This is a genomic window from Burkholderia mycopellens (assembly GCF_964265025.1).
GTDB lineage: Bacteria > Pseudomonadota > Gammaproteobacteria > Burkholderiales > Burkholderiaceae > Burkholderia.
In genome coordinates this window covers 765,795-783,247 of record NZ_OZ183803.1, presented here as the reverse complement: position 1 = coordinate 783,247, position 17,453 = coordinate 765,795, and the positions used below count along the sequence as shown (strand labels likewise).

Below are 17,453 nucleotides of genomic sequence, written 5' to 3'. Positions count from 1 at the left end.
GCGGCGTGCGCGGCCCGCGCTCACGTCACTTCAGTTCGGCGGCGAAATCCTCTTCCCAGTATTCGCCGGGCATCCGTTCGCTTGCGTCGTCGCCGCGCTCGATCTCGCGGCGGCGCAGCTCGACGCGGCGGATCTTCCCCGAGATCGTCTTCGGCAGCTCCGCGAACTGCAGGCGGCGAATCCGCTTGTACGGCGCGAGCTTCTCGCGCGAGAAGCGGAAAATCTCCAGCGCGAGTTCCGGGCTTTCCTCGTAGCCCTGCCGCAGCGCGACGAAGGTCTTCGGCACCGACAGCCGGACGGGGTCGGGGCTCGGCACGACGGCCGCCTCGGCGATCGCCGGATGCTCGATCAGCACGCTCTCGAGTTCGAACGGGCTCAGCCGGTAGTCGGACGACTTGAACACGTCGTCCGCGCGGCCGATATAGACGTAGTAACCGTCATCGCGGCGCATCGCGATGTCCGACGTGCGGTAGTGGCCGTCGCGCATCGCGTAGGCCGTCGCGTCCGGATTGTTCGCATAGCCTGTCATCAGCCCCACCGGGCGCGTCACGTCGGCGCCGATCGGCAGCGCGACCTCGCCTTCGGTCACGGGTGCGCCGTCCGGGTCGAGCAATTCGATCCGGTAGCCGGGCAGCGGCCGGCCCATCGAGCCCGCGACGACCGGCTGGCCCGGCGAGTTGCCGATCAGGCAGGTCGTCTCGGTCTGGCCGTAGCCGTCGCGAATCGTGATACCCCACGCCCTCTTCACACGCTCGATGATCTCGGGATTCAGCGGCTCGCCCGCGCCGACGATCTCGCGCAGCTTCACGTCGAACGATGCGAGCGGCTGCTGCACGAGCATGCGCCACACCGTCGGCGGCGCGCACAGTGTCGTCACCTGGTATTTGACGAGCGCATCGAGCACCACCTTCGGCTCGAAGCGCGCGTAGTTGAACGCGAACACGCACGCCTGCGCGTTCCACGGCGCGAAGAAGCAGCTCCACGCGTGCTTCGCCCAGCCCGGCGAGCTGATGTTCCAGTGGATGTCGCCCGGCTGCAGGCCGACCCAGTACATCGTCGACAGATGGCCGACCGGATAGGTGCGGTGCGTATGCTCGACGAGCTTCGGCTTCGACGTCGTGCCCGACGTGAAGTACAGCAGCATTGCTTCGTTCGACTGCGTGACGGCGTCGGGGCTGAATGCGGCGCTCGCCGCGTAGCCGTCGTTCATCGCGAGCCAGCCCGCGCGCGGCGCGCCGGCGACGATCCTCTGCGCGAGGCCGAGATCAGCCTGTTCGAATTTCGCGGTTTCGTTCTCGTCGACGATCGCGTATTTCGCGCCGCCGATTCGCACGCGGTCGCGTACGTCGTCGGGCGACAGTTGCGTGGTGGCAGGCAGCACGATCGCGCCGAGCTTCATCGCGGCGAGCATCGCGTCCCACAGCTCGACGCGGTTCGGCAGCATCAGCAGGATCCGGTCGCCGCGCACGACGCCGATCGAGCGCAGCCAGTTCGCGATCCGCGACGAACGCTCGGACATCTGCGCGAACGAATACGGATCACCCGTGCCGGTCGCGGCGTCGACGATCCACAGCGCGGGCTGGTCGTTGCCGCGCGCCATCGGGTCGAAGTAGTCGAGCGCCCAGTTGAACGCGTCGAGCACCGGCCACTCGAACTCGCGATACGCGGTGTCGTAGTCGGTGCGATGGCGCAGCAGAAAGTCGCGTGCGTCCAGGAATGCCTGTACCGTCATCGTTGTCTCCTGTCGACGAGCGTCAGCGCTTTGGCGCGCACGCTCGTCCCATGCCGTGGCAAGTCTCCATGCGTCGAACCGCGCATGCGCCGCAGCCCATGCCCGGTTGTCTCCGTTGCGGCGCACGGTCACGTCGTTGCGTGCCGCGTTCACCGCCCAGCCCTCGTGCCCTGCGTGATGCTTCTGTCGACGCAATCGTCGCGGCTCAAAGCTGCCGCGCGATCACCATCCGCTGCACTTCGCTGGTGCCTTCGTAAATCTGCGTGATGCGCGCGTCGCGATAGTGACGCTCGACTTCGTAATCGACCAGGTAGCCGTAGCCGCCGTGGATCTGGATCGCGTCCGAGCACACGCGCTCGGCCATCTCCGATGCGAACAGCTTCGCCTGCGATGCTTCCGACAGGCACGGCAGCCCGGCCGTGCGCAGCTTCGCCGCGTGATGCACGAGCAGGCGCGCGGCGTTGATCTGCACGGCCATGTCGGCGAGCTTCTGCTGGATCGCCTGGTGCTCGGCGATCGGCTTGCCGAACTGCACCCGCTCGCCCGCATAGCGGCGCGCCTTGTCGAACGCGGCGCGCGCGATGCCGAGCGCCTGCGCGGCGATGCCGATGCGGCCGCCTTCGAGATTCGACAGCGCGATCTTCAGCCCTTCGCCGCGATTGCCGAGCAGGTTTTCTTCCGGAATCGCGCAGTTCTCGAACGTGATCGGGCACGTATCCGACGCGCGGATGCCCATCTTCTTCTCGGGTTTGCCGACGATGAAGCCCGGCGTGTCGGTCGGCACCAGGAACGCGGAAATGCCGCGCTTGCCGGCTTCCGGGTCGGTCATGGCAAAAACGATCGCGACGCCGGCGCGCTGGCCGTTGGTCACGAACTGCTTCGCGCCGTTCAGCACCCATTTGCCGTCGCGCAGTTCCGCACGCGTGCGCAGGTTGTTCGCCTCGGAGCCGGCCTGCGGCTCGGTCAGGCAGAACGCGCCGATCACGCGGCCGGACGCCATCTCGGCCAGCCAGCGATCCTTCTGCGCCGGCGTGCCGAAGCCGAGGATCGGCCCGCAGCCGACCGAGTTGTGCACGCTCATCATCGTCGCGCACGCGGCGTCGCCGGCGGCGACCTCTTCCATCGCCAGCGCATAGGCCACGTAATCCGTATACGAGCCGCCCAGCTCCTGCGGCACGATCATCCCAAGCAGGCCGAGTTCGCCGAGCTGCGCGACGATCGCGTCGGGCAGGTGCGCATCGTGGTCCCATTGCGCCGCGTTCGGCGCCAGCATCTCGGTGGCAAACGCGCGCGCGGCGTCGCGGATCATCCGCTGGTCTTCGGTGTAAAGCTCGTCCATGGTGCTGCTGTCTCCCGCGGCCGCCGGGCGCGACCGTCCTTGCGTTTCGATGCAACAAGTGTAGGCAAGCAGGCGCAACTGTTCGATGCTCGCGTCGCTCATTTACACTGAGCGTTTTTGCCATACCGGCGGCACGGATGAAGCAGGAAGACAAGGGAACCGTCGCGATCAGCCTCGTCGCTTACAGCGTCGCGCTCGCGACCCGGCGCGGCGTCGCGGCCGAGCCGCTGCTCGCGCAAGCCGGCATCGCACCCGCGCTGCTCGGGCAGCCGCGTGCACGCGTGTCCGCGCAGCAATACGGCGCGCTGTGGAACGCGATCGCGCGCGCGCTCGACGACGAGTTTTTCGGGCAGGATCGCCACCCGATGCGCAGCGGCAGCTTCATCGCGATGAGCCAGGCGGCGCTGTCCGCGCGCGACGGCCTGCATGCGATGGCGCGCGCGGTGAATTTCATGCACTGCGTGCTCGACGACCTGCACGCGGAGCTCGACGTGAACCCGCAGCGCGTGCGGCTGCGCTTCGTGCACCGCAACAACGGCGCGACGCCCGCGATGTTCACGTACGCAACCTATTTCATCATCGTCTACGGGCTCACCTGCTGGCTGATCGGGCGGCGCATCCCGCTGCTGCACGCGAGCTTCCGCTGCGACACGCCGCCCGCCGACCACGAATACCCGTCGATGTTCTGTGACGACATGCGTTTCAACGAGCCCGATTCGTATGTCGATTTCGATCCCGAATTCGCGACGCTGCCGGTCGTGCAGAACGCGAAGACGCTGAAGACGTTCCTGCGCAACGCGCCGGCGAGCTTCATCGTCAAGTACCGCAACCCGAACGCGCTCGCGCAGCGCGTGCGCGCGGTGCTGCGCGGGATGCCGCCGGCTGCCTGGCCGGGCGCCGGCGGGATGGCCGCGCGGCTGCACGTGGCCGAGGCCACGCTGCGCCGCAAGCTGCACCAGGAAGGCCACGCATACCAGTCGATCAAGGACACGCTGCGGCGCGATCTCGCGTTCGAGGCGCTGGCCGACCCCGCGCGCACGATCGCCGACGTCGCGGCCGCGACCGGTTTCGCGGAGCCGAGCGCGTTCTACCGCGCGTTCCGCAAATGGAGCGGGCGCAGCCCGGCCGACTATCGCGACGAAGTGCTCGCGCGGGGCGGCGGCGCGAGCTGAAGCCGGCCGGCCGTCGTTTCGCGCTTTGTGTCGAAACCGCCTACTCTTTAAGTGTCGGGCTCACGCCCTTTCCGCCAGCCGGACGGCACGCGGCCGCGCGCCGCCCGGACGTCTCGATGCACTTTCACCGTCACGGGCCGTCGCCGGCGCCTGCCACGCCCGGCGGCCACCCACGTCACCCGCTGTCCGCGCGGGTCGCGCGCGCCGCGCTGTTCGCGGCGCTGCTCGTCGTATGTGCCGCGGTCGCCGCGCCATCGCCCGCCGAAGCGCCCGTCGCCCGCCCGGTGGTCGTGATCCCCATCAACGGCGCGATCGGGCCCGCCAGCGCCGATTTCATCGTGCGCTCGCTCGACCGCGCGGCCCGCCAGCATGCACCGCTCGCGATCCTGCAGCTCGACACGCCCGGCGGCCTCGACACGTCGATGCGGCAGATCATCAAGGCCATCCTGGGCTCGCCCGTGCCGGTCGCCGCGTTCGTCGCACCAGGCGGCGCGCGGGCCGCAAGCGCGGGCACCTATATCGTCTATGCCAGCCACTTCGCGGCAATGGCGCCCGGCACCAATCTCGGCGCGGCGTCGCCCGTGCAGTTCGGCATCGGCGGCGCCACGCCGCCTGGCGGGAACCCTGCGGCACCGCGGGCGCCGGCCGGCACCCCGGGGGCGTCGGGGGCGTCCGATGCGGCCGCCGCGCTGCCGACCGATACCCAATCGACCGAGATCCGCAAGGCAACGCAGGACGCCTCCGCCTATATCCGCGGCCTCGCGCAGTTGCGCGGGCGCAATGTCGAATGGGCCGAGCGCGCGGTGCGCGAGGCAGTGAGCCTGTCGGCGAACGAGGCGCGTGCGCAGCATGTGATCGACCTGATCGCACAGGACCCGGCCGACCTCGCTCGCCAGCTCGACGGCCATAGCGCGACGACCACCGCCGGCACGGTGCGGCTCGCAACCGCGCATGCGCCGCTCGTCGTGGTCGAGCCCGACTGGCGCAGCCGCTTCCTGGCGATCATCGCCGACCCGAACGTCGCGTTGATCCTGCTGACGATCGGCATCTACGGCCTCTTCTTCGAGTTCGCGAACCCCGGCTTCGTGCTGCCGGGCGTCGTCGGCACGATCTGCCTGCTGGTCGGGCTGTTCGCGATGCAGTTGCTGCCGATCAGCTATGCGGGCCTCGGCCTCGTGCTGCTCGGTCTCGGCTGCCTGGTCGCCGAGGCGTTCCTGCCGACCTTCGGCGTGCTCGGGTTCGGCGGCATCGTGTCGTTCACGATCGGCGCGCTGATGCTGATCGATACCGACGTGCCCGGCTACGGGATTCCGTGGCCCGTGATCGCGAGCCTCGCGCTCGGCGGCGGGCTGCTCGTCGCGGGCGTATCGAGCGTCGCGCTGCGCGCGCGCCGCCGCCCGGTCGTAACGGGTGCCGAGGCGATGGTCGGCAGCATCGGCGAAGTGCTCGACGACGGCCTGCTGGCCGACCAGCCGCACGGCGCGGCCGGGCCCGCACCGTCGGCCGCGGGCTGGGCTCGCGTGCACGGCGAGCGCTGGCGCGTCGCGAGCAGCGTGCCGCTCGCCGCCGGTTGCCGCGTGCGGGTCACCGGACGCCAGGGGCTGCTGCTCACCGTCGCCCCGCTGTACGACGTGCCGACGCAAGAACAACACCAGGGAGTCCCGTCATGATCGGTTATACGTTCGGCTTCAGCAGTGTCCTGATCGTCTTCTTCGTCGTGCTGGTCGCGTCGTCGATCCGCATCTTCCGCGAGTACGAGCGCGGCGTCGTGTTCATGCTCGGCCGCTTCTGGAAGGTGAAGGGGCCGGGGCTCGTGCTGATCATCCCGATCGTCCAGCAGGCCGTGCGGATGGACCTGCGCACCGTCGTGTTCGACGTGCCGCCGCAGGACGTGATCACGCGCGACAACGTGTCGGTGAAGGTGAATGCGGTCGTGTATTTCCGCGTGGTCGATCCGGAGAAGGCGGTGATCCAGGTCGCGCGCTTCTTCGACGCGACCAGCCAGCTCTCGCAGACGACGCTGCGTTCGGTGCTCGGCAAGCACGAGCTCGACGCGTTGCTCGCCGAGCGCGAGCAACTGAACGCCGACATCCAGAAGACGCTCGATGCACAAACGGATGCGTGGGGGATCAAGGTGTCGACGGTCGAGATCAAGCATGTCGACCTGAACGAGACGATGGTGCGCGCGATCGCGCGGCAGGCCGAGGCCGAGCGCGAACGGCGCGCGAAGGTGATTCATGCGGAAGGCGAACTGCAGGCGTCGGAGAAACTGCTGCAGGCCGCGCAGCGGCTCGCGCAGGAACCCCAGGCGATGCAGCTGCGCTACCTGCAGACGCTGACGACGATCGCCGCGGACAAGAACTCGACGATCGTGTTTCCGCTGCCGATCGATCTGCTGGGGGCGTTGCTGGATCGGTTGGGCCCGCCGCGCGCGCGCTGAGACGCGCGTTTTCCGGCCGGCGCGACGCCGCCGTCGATCCCGATCGACGCCGGGCCGCGACGGCCCGGCGTCCGGCGCACGTCAAGCGAGCAGCTTGCGCTCGGTCTTGCCGTACTTGATCGACTTCTCGTCCGGAATCATCAGGCCCGTGTGCTCGTCGCGGCCCTGCAGCAGGAAGCGCGCATCCGGCTTGCCGATCTGCTCGGCCGCGAGCTTGCTGTCCGCGCCGATCTCGCCCTTCTTCATCCGGTTGACGATCACGCCGGCCGCGGTGTCCTTGAAGTCGCGCAGCATCCACGCGTCGCCGTCGCTGTCGCCGAACACCAGCAGCGGGCCGTAGCCCTTCTTCGACTCGAGGACGTTGCGGATGCCCACCGTCTTGCCGGGCCCCCAGTTGAAATGCCAGCCGGCCGGATACGTGCTCGTGTACTTGCCGTCCTGCATGCCGAGGCGCAGGCCGATCACGTTCCCGGGCGGCACGCCGTAGCCATAGTTCGGATTGCCGGCGAACACGCGCACGACATCGTCGAGCGACGCGGTGCTCACGTACACGTCGATGCCGTTCGCGCGCAGCGTGTGCATCACCGCGCGGATTTCCTCATGAATGCGGATGCCGTGGAAATGCGTGTCGGCCACCACGCCGGCCTTCCCCGGCAGCGTCTTCGGGCTTTCGTAGCGGACCTTGCGCAGCGCGTCGCCGATACCGTAGTTGTTCGACGCTTCCGCCATCGCCTGCAGCTCGGCGGTCGTCATGTTCTTGTAGAAATAGATGATCCACTTGTAGCCGATCTCGAGCGGGTGCGTATCGCAGATCGCGTCGTACATGAAGTACAGCTTCGCGCGGAAATCCTTGAACTGATCGGTCTCGCGAATCTCGTCGAGGCTCATGTCGCCGCCGAATCCCTTGTAGTTCGCGTAGAGCCAGCGATAGTCGGATTCGACGTCGGCGGCGAGGTCTTCCATCGTCACCGGCTTGCCGTCGATCGTCGTGTAGTCCTTCATGAACGCGCCCTTCGGCACGTCCTTCCACATCACGTCGACGAATTCGCCCGGCGTCAGCTTGTACTGCAGATGGTTGATCTGGTACATCAGCAGCGCCTCTTCGCAGTCGTTCATGATGCACGTGTTGTCCCAGTCGAACACCGCGTACGGGCGGCGCTTTTCGTCGTAGTGCGCGCTCGCGACGCCATGCTGGTCGAGTACCGCCTGCAGGCGTGCGGCGTTGAACGGCGACCAGCGGCCCGGGTCCAGCGCATCCGGCGCGGTTGCGCGCTTCGCGTCGGCCGTGCCTGCCTTGAGCATCAGCGACGTCGCGGCGGTCGCCGCGACAAGGGTGTTCATGAACTTGCGGCGTTGCATGGTCTCTCTCCCTGGAAATGTCGAATCTCGAATCGGCTTCGGTCGCTACCCCGCGCGGCGCACCGCGTGCCGGCGGCTCATCGGCGCGGCGAAGCCGGGGCGGCTTCGAACCGGGGGCGAATGATGTGACGAAATTATTTCGGCAATTTGACAACGTCACATCGCGACACGACGGGGACTTGATCCGGCGCGACATGCCGGGCCGTCGCAAGGCGGCCGCACGCGTGGCCATCCGGGTCGACGCTGGGCCCGCCTGTCCGACCCCACCTCCGACCGGCACCCCGATCCGTGCGCGTGCGCGCCTGCGGCCGTCCGGCCAGGACCTCAGGAAACCTAGAGTATTCCCTCCATTTCGGCCCTTCATTAGGACAAATCCTCACCCCCGGAGGCTGGCGCGCCACGCCGAACCAGCTATTATCGTTACATCATTCAATGGCACATTAAATGCTGACTGAATAATTCGCACCGGGAACACCGGCGGATGCATTCCGGATCAGCACCCCGCTTTGCACAGGACCGGAGCGCGCTTTGCGCGGGACCGGCGTCAGTGCCGAAGCACCAACACCGGTCGACAAGCGCTGCAGCGCCCACTCCGGCCGACATAGGGAGACGCATCATGACCGACCATCCGCTGCCGGAAGTCCACCTCGACGAGCTGCCGCAATTCCGCGCGGTCCAGCAGCTTGCGTACCGCTGCGTCGAAACGGTCGGCGCGATGCTCTACCCCGGCATCACCGAAAAGGAAGCCGCGCGCCTGCTGACCGAATGGCTGCAGGACAACGGCGTGCACGACTGGCTGCACAAGCCGTTCGCGTGGTTCGGCGACCGCACCGCATTCGAGGGCTTCTCGGGCCTCAAGCACATGGGCGGCTTCAATCTCGCGTTCTTCCCGAGCAACCGGCAGCTCGAGACCGACATGCCGGTGATCCTCGACGTCGCACCGGTGCTCGACGGCATCGTCGCCGACGTCGGCTACGCGCACTGCCTCGGCCGCAACCCGATCCTCGAACAGTTGCAGGACGACCTGATGGACCACCGCGACATGATCGTGCGGCTCGTGAAGGAGCGCCGGTCGATGGCCGAGGTCGCGCAGGAGGTCGATGCGCTGTGCCGCCGCCAGGGTGTCGAGCCGCGCCACAAGGCCTATCCGTTCAAGGTGCTCGCGCATCGCGTCGCGAAGATCCACAAGCTGTCGAAACCGCGCTTCGTCGCACGCTTCGGGCTGAACGCGACGCGCAACCTGCTGCTCGACCAGGGCCGCGCGGCGAAACAGCAAGGCTGGTCGCCGCTGTGGTCGATCGACCGCCGCTCCGAGCATGCGCCCGTGCCGGGCCTGTGGGCGGTCGAGCCGCACCTCGGCTTCGCCGGCGTCGGCGCGAAATTCGAGGAGCTGCTCGTGATCACCGACGACGACGCGTACTGGCTCGACGAAGACCTGCCGCACGTGCGCCGCCGGCAGCGCCGCCAGGCCGAGCGTGCGCAGGCCGTCGCGACCGTGCAGGCCGCCGCCTGACGCCCGACCCGAACGCGCCCTTCCTCCCGAATCCCTGAACGACGGACTCACGATGCAGCCTCTTTCCGACGAAGCGCCGCTGGCCCTGTTCGAATCGGTCCATAGCGAAACGGCGGTCGCCTCCGGCGACCTGACGCTCGCGGTCAGGACCTGGGGCGACCCGGCCCGCTCGCCGGTCGTGCTCGTGCACGGCTATCCCGACGACAGCAGCGTCTGGCAGCACGTCGCGCCGCTGCTCGCACGCAAGCACTACGTGATCGCGTACGACGTGCGCGGTGCGGGCCTGTCCGGCGTGCCGACGCGCACGGCCGACTACCACCTCGCGAAGCTGACCGACGACTTCGTCGCGGTGATCGACGCGCTCTGCCCCGGACGCGCCGTGCACCTGATCGCGCACGACTGGGGCTCGATCCAGGGCTGGGAGTTCGTCACCGATTCGCGCCTCGCCGGCCGGATCGCGTCGTACACGTCGTGCTCGGGGCCGTGCCTCGACCACGTCGGCTTCTGGCTGCGCGAGCGCGTGCTGCACCCGACACCGGCGTCGCTCGCCAAGCTCGGCGGCCAGCTCGTGCGCTCGTGGTACGTGTACCTGTTCCACCTGCCGTTCATCCCCGAGCTCGGCTGGCGGCTGTGGCTCGGCCGCGCGTGGCCGCGCCTGCTGCGCCGGCTCGAGAAAACACCTGCCGCGCCGCGCCCGACGCAGGCCGACGACGGCGCGCGCGGCGTACGCCTCTATCGCGCGAACTTCATCCGCTGCCTGTTCACGCCGCGCGAACGCTACGCGCATGCGCCGGTGCAGACGATCGTGCCGCTCGGCGACAAATACGTGAGCCCCGCGCTGTCCGAGAACCTGTCGCGCTGGGTCCCGCAGTACTACCGCCGCGAGGTCGCGGCCGGCCACTGGCTGCCGCTCGCCGATCCGGCACGCTTCGCGGATCTCGCCGGGCAACTGATCGACGCGGTCGAATCGGGCAACGAACCGCCCGCGCTCGCGAAGGCACGCCGCCGCGCAACGAGCGGCCGCTTCAGCGGCAAGGTCGCGGTGGTGACGGGCGCGGGCAGCGGCATCGGCCGCTGCGCGGCGCTCGCGTTCGCCCGCGAAGGCGCGACGATCGTTGCGTGCGACATCGATCTCGCGAGCGCCGAACGCACCGCGCTGCTGATCGGGTTGACCGGCGCGCAAGCGCACGCGAAGCGCGTCGATGTCGGGTCCGCCGACGAAATGGAAGCGCTGGCGACGTGGGTCGGCAGCGAACTCGGCGGCGCGGACGTCGTGGTCAACAACGCGGGCATCGGCATGGCCGGCGGCATCCTCGACACGAGCACGCGCCACTGGGAACGCATCCTGCACGTGAACCTGTGGGGCGTGATCCACGGCTCGCGGCTGTTCGCGCAGCAGATGGCCGCACGCGGCACCGGCGGCCACATCGTCAACACCGCATCGGCCGCCGCGTTCGGTCCGTCGCGCGACCTGCCCGCGTATGCAACGACGAAAGCCGCCGTGCTGATGCTCAGCGAATGCATGCGCGCGGAACTTGCGGCACAAGGCATTGGCGTGACGGCCGTGTGCCCCGGCTTCGCGGAGACCGGCATCATGGCGTCGACGCAATACGCGGGCGCCAATGCACAGGACGAAGCGCGGCTGCGCAAGCGCGCGACGAAGCTGTACCAGATGCGCGGCCTGAAACCCGAAACCGTTGCGCAGGCAATGGTCGACGGCGTGCTGCGCAACCGCCCCGTCGTCGCGGTCGGCGGCGAGGCGCACGCGATGCGCTTCGTCGGCCGCTTCATGCCGTGGCTCGGCCGGATGATCGCCCGCGTCAGCATGGCATCGCATTGACGGCGCACGACGCCGCACAGGGAGACACAGATGACCGATACCGCCGACTATCACAAGATCAAGGCCCGGCACGTGAAGTTCGACTTCAGCGACACGCCGATCACCTGGGTGCCGAACGACCCGGGCAGCACCCACATCATCAACACGCTGAACCTGCTATTCCCGGAAGGCGAGCTGTGGTTCTGCCGCGTGTACAACAAGGCATTGCCGCTGATCACCGATGCGCGCCTGCGTGACGAGGCCGAAGGCTTCCTGCGGCAGGAAGCCGTGCATTCGCGTTCGCACGGCGGCGTGCTCAAGCACTACTACGACCGGCACGGGATCGACACGAAGCCGTTCACGCAGAAGCTCAACCGCCTCTTCACGCGCGTGCTCGGCGAACAGCCGCTCGGGCTGAAGATCGGCCACACGCGTTTCTGGCTGCGCCAGCAGCTCGCGGTGATCGCGTCGCTCGAGCATTTCTTCGGCTATCTCGGCAACTGGGTGCTCAACGCGCACGGGCTCGACGAAGGAAAGGCCGACCCGACGATGGTCGACTTGCTGCGCTGGCACGGTGCGGAGGAAGTCGAGCACCGCACGGTCGCGTTCGACATCTACCGGCACATGGGCGGCACCTATCCGGAGCGCTGCGTGCACATGGCGTTCGTGATCCTGCTGCTGCTCTACTACATCACGACGGGCGCGAAGTTCATGTACCGGCGCGACCCGGCCGCCGGCCGCTACCCGGGTTTCGTGCTCGCGTGGCGGCACGGCTCGCGGCGCGGGCACCTGCCGTCGTTCTGGAAGGTGATCGGCGCGGCGCTGCGCTATTTCAAGCCGAGCTATACGCCGCACCAGGAAGGCTCGACCGAACAGGCGCTAGCCTACCTCGCCCGCTCGCCGGCCGCGCAGGCGGCCGCGCACGGCGGCAACTGGGGCACGACGAAGGGCGCCTGAACGGGTTTCCTGCCGGTTCGGCGGGCGGCGCCCGCCGAAATGCGTACAATCGCGGCTTCATTTCCCGGAGGTGCCGCGATGGCCATGAAGAAAACCGATCTCGAAAAGAACAAGGCGCTCAAGCTGACGCACGCGATGAAGCAGTCGAACACCGCGCGTTTCGGCAAGGGCGCCGAAGAAGCGGTCAAGCTCGACCGCCGCGCGCAGCGCAAGCTCGACCAGGAACAGGGCCTCGTGCCGTTCGCCTGCAAGCTCAACGCCGAACTCGTCGAACAGCTCAAGGCCCGCGCGGCCACGCACCCGAAAGGGATGACGGGCCTGCTGTCCGAGCTGCTCGTGAACGGGCTCGCGCAACGCGACGCGTGACCGCCACGTGTCTCGAAATTTCCGTTGACATTGCTGCGCTGCCACGACACACTCGTTCGCATGCCTACGCTCAAGCCCGCCGCCATCGCGCATAAAAACCGAGTGAACGCCCACCCGCGGCGATCACCGGAGGCGCTTGTGCGTTAGCATCGAGATTCAGTTGCGCATGTCACAAGGCCTCGCCGGAAACGGATGAGGCCTTTTTGTTTTGGTGCGCGTCATCCCGCCCGGCTCAACGGATGGAGATGACGATGGACCAAGCAAGCCGGCTGGTTGTCTGCCCCGATCGGTGCCGCACCGATGCGATCGCACTGCCGCGGGTCGTGATGCAATTCACGGTCGCGCCGCGCAAGACGCTGACATGGTGCGCGCAAAACGATGCCGAGATCCGCGTGCACGACGCGACGCTGTGGGTCACGCGGCTCGGCAGCGTCGACGATTACTGGATCCGAACCGGCGACGTGCTGCGCGTGCGGCGCGGCGATCGCATCTGGATGAGCACCGACGACGACCGTCCGGCCGAAGCATCGATCACGACCGCCTACGCGATGCGACGCGGCGCGTGGCTGGCGCATGCGCTCGCGCGAATGCGCAGCTTGCTGCGCGAGCGATGTCGAAGTCATACATGACGAAAGCGCTGCTGCGCACTCGCTACGGAGATGCAGCCCGCGTCACGCGATGCGCGGCGCGCACGTCGATGCATCACGCTCGACTATCTCGAAAATTATCGTTGACAACATCGTTCCACGCAGACAAACTCGTTCGCATGCCTACGTATACGCTCATCGCCGTCGCGATTCATTTCTCGATGAACATTCGAAAGAATGGTTCACGGGAGGCGCGTGTGCGTTAGCAATCGAGCAGTACCGCATGTCACACCAGGCCTCACCGGAAACGGATGAGGCCTTTTTGTTCTGGTGCGCGTCATCCGTCCGGCTCACTGAATGGAGAAGACGATGGACCAGGCAAGCCCGCTGTTTGACCGTCCCGATCGGCGCCGCGCCGGCGCGATCGCGTTACCGACTGTCGTGATCCGTTTCGCGGTCGCGCCGCGTACGACGCTGACGTGGCGCGCGCCGCAGGACGCGGAGCTCCGCGCGCATGGTGCCGCGCTGTGGGTCACGCGCCCGCCGAGCGTCGACGACTATTGGGTGCAGCCCGGCGACGTGCTGCGCATCGCACGCGGCGAGCGCATCTGGCTCGGCACCGATGCCGGCCGGTCGGCGGAAGCGACGCTCACGACCGCATACGTGCGTCGCGGCGAGCGCTTCAGGCGCACGCTCGCGCAAATGCAACGTTTGCTCTTCGGGGCAGGGAGAACGAGCGGATGAGTGACGCGCCGTCAGGCACGCGAGGCGCGGAACGGCCGCGACCGGAAACGGACGCACCCGCGGCGTAACGCGCCGCAGGTGCGCATCGAATGACGCGGCACGCCGGTGCGTGCCGCGCGCGATCGCGCGCCGTGCGCAGCGACGGGATGCAGCAGGTGCATCAGGTGCTGGCGGCGAGACGCGGGCCCGTGCTCCGGGGAGTGGAATCGAGGTCGGGACGTTGCGCTGCCTGCGAGGTCACCCACGGATCGATGCCCTGCTTCTGCACCTCCTCGAGGAATGACACACGTGTACGCCAGTAATCCGCTTGTAATTTCGCATCGATGACGCGCTGTTCGGCAGCGAACAATTCCATGCGCGCCGTCACGAGCATCGACGCAGCGGTTTTTTCCGGCGTCGGGGCGTGTCGCATCGCCCAACGGCTGATCCAGTTCAACATGCTGACCTCCGTGATTACGGACGAACCCGCATCGGGCAATCGCAAGCGGCCGTGCCTGCCCGAACACGCAACGGCCTTGACCGCACCTCACCGCCCGGCCTGCACGGACTGCGACTCCCCCGCGTCGGCAATTACCGACCGGCGTGTGCATGTGCGGTGTATCTATCCTAGAAAGACTTGCCGGTTTATGCGATGGGGTCTTGCAATCTTTTACACAGAAACCACAGTCGCCCCCGCATCACGACATGACAGTTGCGGGCGGGACGGCTTCGGCGCACGATAGCCCGATATCTGCAACCGCCTGGACTGACGAATGGCCGCCGCACGCCGCGGCCGGGCATTCGTACCGGCCGAGCACGTGCGTTCCCGCGCACGCGCCGCCCGCCCCGCGTTCGTGCATTAGGCGGGCGCTCCGTTTCAGCCGGATGTCATCCCGCACCCGTCCCCCTCCCGCGCGATACGCCGCGCATGTCGTCGTGCACGCCGTTGCGCGCGCATCGGCCGGCGTCGTTCGCGCATCCCGCTCCCGCTTCAGCCATTTCTTCCGGCTCGTTCCGCCCGAACCGGTAAAATGCGCGCCTTCGTCGCGCGGCCGGGCTGCCTGACCGTTCGCGCGCAGGCAGCCGATCGATCTTTCGATCGTGCCCTCCAACTATATCGTCCGAGCTATCCGCGCTATTACAATCCGCCGATAGCCGGGCAATAGTGGCTGGTTACAGTAAGCCCGCCGCGCACTGCCTTTACAACAATTCGGCACAACAAGCAACACGACAACCCGACCGGAGAAACGCCTTCATGGAATCCATCAAGCGGTATTTCGGCTTCGCTGAAGCCGGCACCGACTTCCGCACCGAAATACTCGCGGGCGTCACCACGTTCCTGACGATGGCCTACATCATCTTCGTCAACCCCGCGATCCTCGGCGATGCCGGCATGCCGAAGGAATCCGTATTCGTCGCGACCTGCCTCGTCGCGGCGCTGGCGTCGCTCATCATGGGGCTGTACGCGAACTACCCGATCGCGTGTGCGCCCGGCATGGGCCTGAACGCGTATTTCGCGTATACGGTCGTCAAGGGGATGGGCTTCACGTGGCAGGCCGCGCTCGGCGCGGTGTTCATCTCCGGCTGCCTGTTCCTGCTCGTCACGCTGTTCCGCGTGCGCGAGGCGATCGTCAACGGCATTCCGAAATCGCTGCGGATCTCGATCACCGCGGGCATCGGCCTGTTCCTCGGCATCATCTCGCTGAAGACCTCGGGCGTGATCGTCGGCAACCCGGCCACGCTCGTCACGCTGGGCGACCTGCACAAGCACGACACGATCCTCGCGATCATCGGCTTCTTCACGATCGTCACGCTCGACCACCTGCGCGTGCGCGGCGCAATCCTGATCGGCATCATCGGCGTCACGATCCTGTCGTTCTTCTTCGGCGACAACCAGTTCCACGGCGTGTTCTCGGCGCCGCCGTCGATCGACGCGACGCTGTTCAAGCTCGACATCCGCGCCGCCCTGTCGACCGGCATCATCAACGTGATCCTCGTGTTCTTCCTCGTCGAGCTGTTCGACGCGACGGGCACGCTGATGGGTGTCGCGAACCGCGCGGGCCTGCTCGTCGAAGGCAAGATGAACCGCCTGAACAAGGCGCTGCTCGCCGACAGCACGGCGATCGTCGCGGGCTCGGTGCTCGGCACGTCGTCGACCACCGCGTACATCGAAAGCGCGTCGGGCGTGCAGGCCGGCGGCCGCACGGGCGTGACGGCGATCACCGTCGCGGTGCTGTTTCTCGCGTGCCTGTTCATCGCGCCGCTCGCCGGCGTCGTGCCGGCCTATGCAACGGCACCGGCGCTGCTGTACGTGTCGTGCCTGATGCTGCGCGAGATGGTCGAGGTGCCGTGGGACGATGCGACGGAAGCCGTGCCGGCCGCGCTGACCGCGCTGCTGATGCCGTTCACGTACTCGATCGCGAACGGCGTCGCGTTCGGCTTCATCGCTTACGGCGGCCTCAAGCTGCTGACGGGCCAGGCCCGCTCGGTCAAGCCGATCGTGTGGATCATCGCGGCCGTGTTCCTGTTCCGCTTCTTCTATCTCGGCAGCGAGTGACGGTGGCGCTTCGGCGCGATGCATGATGAAAAAACGCCACCTTCGGGTGGCGTTTTTGTTGTGCGTGCCGTGCCGCCTGGTCCGTGCGGACTACGGTGTCGCGACGCGACCCGGCGCCGCGACGATATCGACTTCACCTGGCGCGCCCTGACCGATCGCGTCGTCATCCGATCGAGCCGCCCCGTCGGCCATCGACATGCCGGCTGCGAGCAACCATGCGCCTGCCGGCAGACGGCGCGCCTTCCCCCATCCCGAACGATTCTCCACATGCGGCACCGTCTTTTTATTGTGTCGGAATTCGAATAATTTTCTCTGCGATCCTGACGAATCGAGATGCCGGTTCGTGGCGGCACACCCGCAGCCGGTCCGGTGCAGCCACAATCCGGTGCGGCCCGCATACGAAAATGCCGCCCGGCCCCGCCGAACGGCATCGCGTGAGGGGCAACGCCTTCGCGTGCGCAACGCTCAGCGATGCGCGCCGCAAGACGAGCGTCGTGTCATCAGCGCCAGTTGGCCTCGTAGAAACGGACGTAGCCGCTGCGCAGCGTCACGCACTGCGCGCGCGTCTCCGACAGCAGGCGCCGTGCGGCCGCCTCGATACGGTCGCGATGCTGGTCGAATGCGCCGACCATGTCCTCGAAGCGCGGCGATGCCGCGCCGAAGTGATCTTCCAGCGCCTCGGCGGTGATCTGGCATTGGACGCGCTCGCCATTGACCAACGCCGTGAACGCAAGCATCAGGTCGCGCCCCGAATACTCAGGTTTCTCGTTCGTGAAATGGATCTGCATGGGAGCCGCCTCGACCGGTAGAAAACGGATGACCGCGTCCGTCGTCCGCTACCTGCCGGACGAAGTGTACGCGGGCTCGCCGGCGGAGGCACGGCTCGCGG

16 protein-coding genes are annotated in these 17,453 nt (G+C 67.5%); 10 read left to right on the top strand and 6 right to left on the bottom strand.

From position 1 onward, the window contains the following. Positions 1–25 precede the first annotated feature (25 nt). Both ACPTTC_RS21780 and ACPTTC_RS21775 read right to left on the bottom strand, forming a co-directional pair. Complete coding sequence (locus ACPTTC_RS21780; protein WP_423393858.1) at positions 26–1,732, bottom strand: AMP-binding protein; 1,707 nt, start codon at positions 1,730–1,732, stop codon at positions 26–28. 205 nt (positions 1,733–1,937) lie between these two features. Next, positions 1,938–3,071, bottom strand: a complete 1,134-nt coding sequence (locus tag ACPTTC_RS21775) for an acyl-CoA dehydrogenase family protein (protein ID WP_175953212.1) — start codon at positions 3,069–3,071, stop codon at positions 1,938–1,940. 137 nt (positions 3,072–3,208) lie between these two features. On the opposite strand from ACPTTC_RS21775, the gene ACPTTC_RS21770 reads away from it, so the two are divergent. The 3 genes from ACPTTC_RS21770 to ACPTTC_RS21760 all read left to right on the top strand — a co-directional run bounded on the left by ACPTTC_RS21770 (position 3,209) and on the right by ACPTTC_RS21760 (position 6,683). Further along, complete coding sequence (locus ACPTTC_RS21770) at positions 3,209–4,243, top strand: AraC family transcriptional regulator (protein ID WP_423393857.1); 1,035 nt, start codon at positions 3,209–3,211, stop codon at positions 4,241–4,243. Between the two features lie 116 nt (positions 4,244–4,359). Next, entirely contained in the window at positions 4,360–5,913 is a 1,554-nt protein-coding gene (locus tag ACPTTC_RS21765) for an NfeD family protein (protein WP_423393856.1), read from the top strand. Beyond that, positions 5,910–6,683: a slipin family protein gene (locus tag ACPTTC_RS21760; protein WP_226195965.1), complete on the top strand. Its 774-nt coding sequence runs from the start codon at positions 5,910–5,912 to the stop codon at positions 6,681–6,683. The genes ACPTTC_RS21765 and ACPTTC_RS21760 overlap by 4 nt, the downstream gene beginning before the upstream one ends. A gap of 81 nt (positions 6,684–6,764) precedes the next feature. Here ACPTTC_RS21760 and ACPTTC_RS21755 read toward each other — a convergent pair whose 3' ends face one another. Then, positions 6,765–8,042 carry a haloacid dehalogenase-like hydrolase gene (locus ACPTTC_RS21755; RefSeq protein ID WP_423393855.1) on the bottom strand — a complete coding sequence of 426 codons (1,278 nt, stop codon included), beginning with the start codon at positions 8,040–8,042 and terminating at the stop codon, positions 6,765–6,767. Positions 8,043–8,658: 616 nt separating this feature from the next. Here ACPTTC_RS21755 and ACPTTC_RS21750 point away from each other — a divergent pair. The 6 genes from ACPTTC_RS21750 (at position 8,659) to ACPTTC_RS21725 (ending at position 14,028) form a co-directional block, all read left to right on the top strand. Beyond that, a complete protein-coding gene (locus ACPTTC_RS21750; RefSeq protein WP_423393854.1) occupies positions 8,659–9,555 on the top strand; it encodes a M24 family metallopeptidase in 897 nt (298 codons plus the stop codon). Positions 9,556–9,607: 52 nt separating this feature from the next. Beyond that, positions 9,608–11,395 carry an SDR family oxidoreductase gene (locus ACPTTC_RS21745; protein ID WP_423393853.1) on the top strand — a complete coding sequence of 596 codons (1,788 nt, stop codon included), beginning with the start codon at positions 9,608–9,610 and terminating at the stop codon, positions 11,393–11,395. 30 nt (positions 11,396–11,425) lie between these two features. Further along, positions 11,426–12,331: a metal-dependent hydrolase gene (locus tag ACPTTC_RS21740; protein WP_423393852.1), complete on the top strand. Its 906-nt coding sequence runs from the start codon at positions 11,426–11,428 to the stop codon at positions 12,329–12,331. A 78-nt stretch (positions 12,332–12,409) separates the two neighbouring features. Beyond that, positions 12,410–12,697 (top strand): hypothetical protein, encoded by a 288-nt coding sequence (locus ACPTTC_RS21735; protein ID WP_423393851.1) that lies wholly within the window; start codon positions 12,410–12,412, stop codon positions 12,695–12,697. A gap of 251 nt (positions 12,698–12,948) precedes the next feature. Then, positions 12,949–13,326, top strand: a complete 378-nt coding sequence (locus ACPTTC_RS21730) for a DUF2917 domain-containing protein (RefSeq protein ID WP_423393850.1) — start codon at positions 12,949–12,951, stop codon at positions 13,324–13,326. Between the two features lie 327 nt (positions 13,327–13,653). After that, positions 13,654–14,028: a DUF2917 domain-containing protein gene (locus ACPTTC_RS21725; RefSeq protein ID WP_423393849.1), complete on the top strand. Its 375-nt coding sequence runs from the start codon at positions 13,654–13,656 to the stop codon at positions 14,026–14,028. Between the two features lie 160 nt (positions 14,029–14,188). Here the strand turns inward: ACPTTC_RS21725 and ACPTTC_RS21720 are convergent, their stop codons facing one another. Both ACPTTC_RS21720 and ACPTTC_RS21715 read right to left on the bottom strand, forming a co-directional pair. After that, positions 14,189–14,467, bottom strand: a complete 279-nt coding sequence (locus ACPTTC_RS21720) for a hypothetical protein (protein ID WP_006480752.1) — start codon at positions 14,465–14,467, stop codon at positions 14,189–14,191. A 238-nt stretch (positions 14,468–14,705) separates the two neighbouring features. Then, a complete protein-coding gene (locus tag ACPTTC_RS21715) occupies positions 14,706–15,119 on the bottom strand; it encodes a hypothetical protein (protein ID WP_423393848.1) in 414 nt (137 codons plus the stop codon). A gap of 143 nt (positions 15,120–15,262) precedes the next feature. On the opposite strand from ACPTTC_RS21715, the gene ACPTTC_RS21710 reads away from it, so the two are divergent. Next, positions 15,263–16,564: an NCS2 family permease gene (locus tag ACPTTC_RS21710; RefSeq protein WP_175953199.1), complete on the top strand. Its 1,302-nt coding sequence runs from the start codon at positions 15,263–15,265 to the stop codon at positions 16,562–16,564. A gap of 500 nt (positions 16,565–17,064) precedes the next feature. Here the strand turns inward: ACPTTC_RS21710 and ACPTTC_RS21705 are convergent, their stop codons facing one another. After that, a complete protein-coding gene (locus ACPTTC_RS21705) occupies positions 17,065–17,352 on the bottom strand; it encodes a DUF1488 domain-containing protein (protein ID WP_011354308.1) in 288 nt (95 codons plus the stop codon). Positions 17,353–17,453 lie beyond the last annotated feature (101 nt).

Excerpts from the sequence above, each read along its gene's own strand:
- ACPTTC_RS21750 (WP_423393854.1), top strand. The coding sequence starts at position 8,659 with ATGACCGACCATCCGCTGCCGGAAGTCCACCTCGACGAGCTGCCGCAA.
- ACPTTC_RS21710 (WP_175953199.1), top strand. The coding sequence starts at position 15,263 with ATGGAATCCATCAAGCGGTATTTCGGCTTCGCTGAAGCCGGCACCGAC.
- ACPTTC_RS21740 (WP_423393852.1), top strand. The coding sequence starts at position 11,426 with ATGACCGATACCGCCGACTATCACAAGATCAAGGCCCGGCACGTGAAG.
- ACPTTC_RS21730 (WP_423393850.1), top strand. The coding sequence starts at position 12,949 with ATGGACCAAGCAAGCCGGCTGGTTGTCTGCCCCGATCGGTGCCGCACC.
- ACPTTC_RS21770 (WP_423393857.1), top strand. The coding sequence starts at position 3,209 with ATGAAGCAGGAAGACAAGGGAACCGTCGCGATCAGCCTCGTCGCTTAC.
- ACPTTC_RS21705 (WP_011354308.1), bottom strand. The coding sequence starts at position 17,352 with ATGCAGATCCATTTCACGAACGAGAAACCTGAGTATTCGGGGCGCGAC.
- ACPTTC_RS21745 (WP_423393853.1), top strand. The coding sequence starts at position 9,608 with ATGCAGCCTCTTTCCGACGAAGCGCCGCTGGCCCTGTTCGAATCGGTC.
- ACPTTC_RS21760 (WP_226195965.1), top strand. The coding sequence starts at position 5,910 with ATGATCGGTTATACGTTCGGCTTCAGCAGTGTCCTGATCGTCTTCTTC.
- ACPTTC_RS21780 (WP_423393858.1), bottom strand. The coding sequence starts at position 1,732 with ATGACGGTACAGGCATTCCTGGACGCACGCGACTTTCTGCTGCGCCAT.
- ACPTTC_RS21765 (WP_423393856.1), top strand. The coding sequence starts at position 4,360 with ATGCACTTTCACCGTCACGGGCCGTCGCCGGCGCCTGCCACGCCCGGC.
- ACPTTC_RS21775 (WP_175953212.1), bottom strand. The coding sequence starts at position 3,071 with ATGGACGAGCTTTACACCGAAGACCAGCGGATGATCCGCGACGCCGCG.
- ACPTTC_RS21720 (WP_006480752.1), bottom strand. The coding sequence starts at position 14,467 with ATGTTGAACTGGATCAGCCGTTGGGCGATGCGACACGCCCCGACGCCG.
- ACPTTC_RS21725 (WP_423393849.1), top strand. The coding sequence starts at position 13,654 with ATGGACCAGGCAAGCCCGCTGTTTGACCGTCCCGATCGGCGCCGCGCC.
- ACPTTC_RS21755 (WP_423393855.1), bottom strand. The coding sequence starts at position 8,042 with ATGCAACGCCGCAAGTTCATGAACACCCTTGTCGCGGCGACCGCCGCG.
- ACPTTC_RS21735 (WP_423393851.1), top strand. The coding sequence starts at position 12,410 with ATGGCCATGAAGAAAACCGATCTCGAAAAGAACAAGGCGCTCAAGCTG.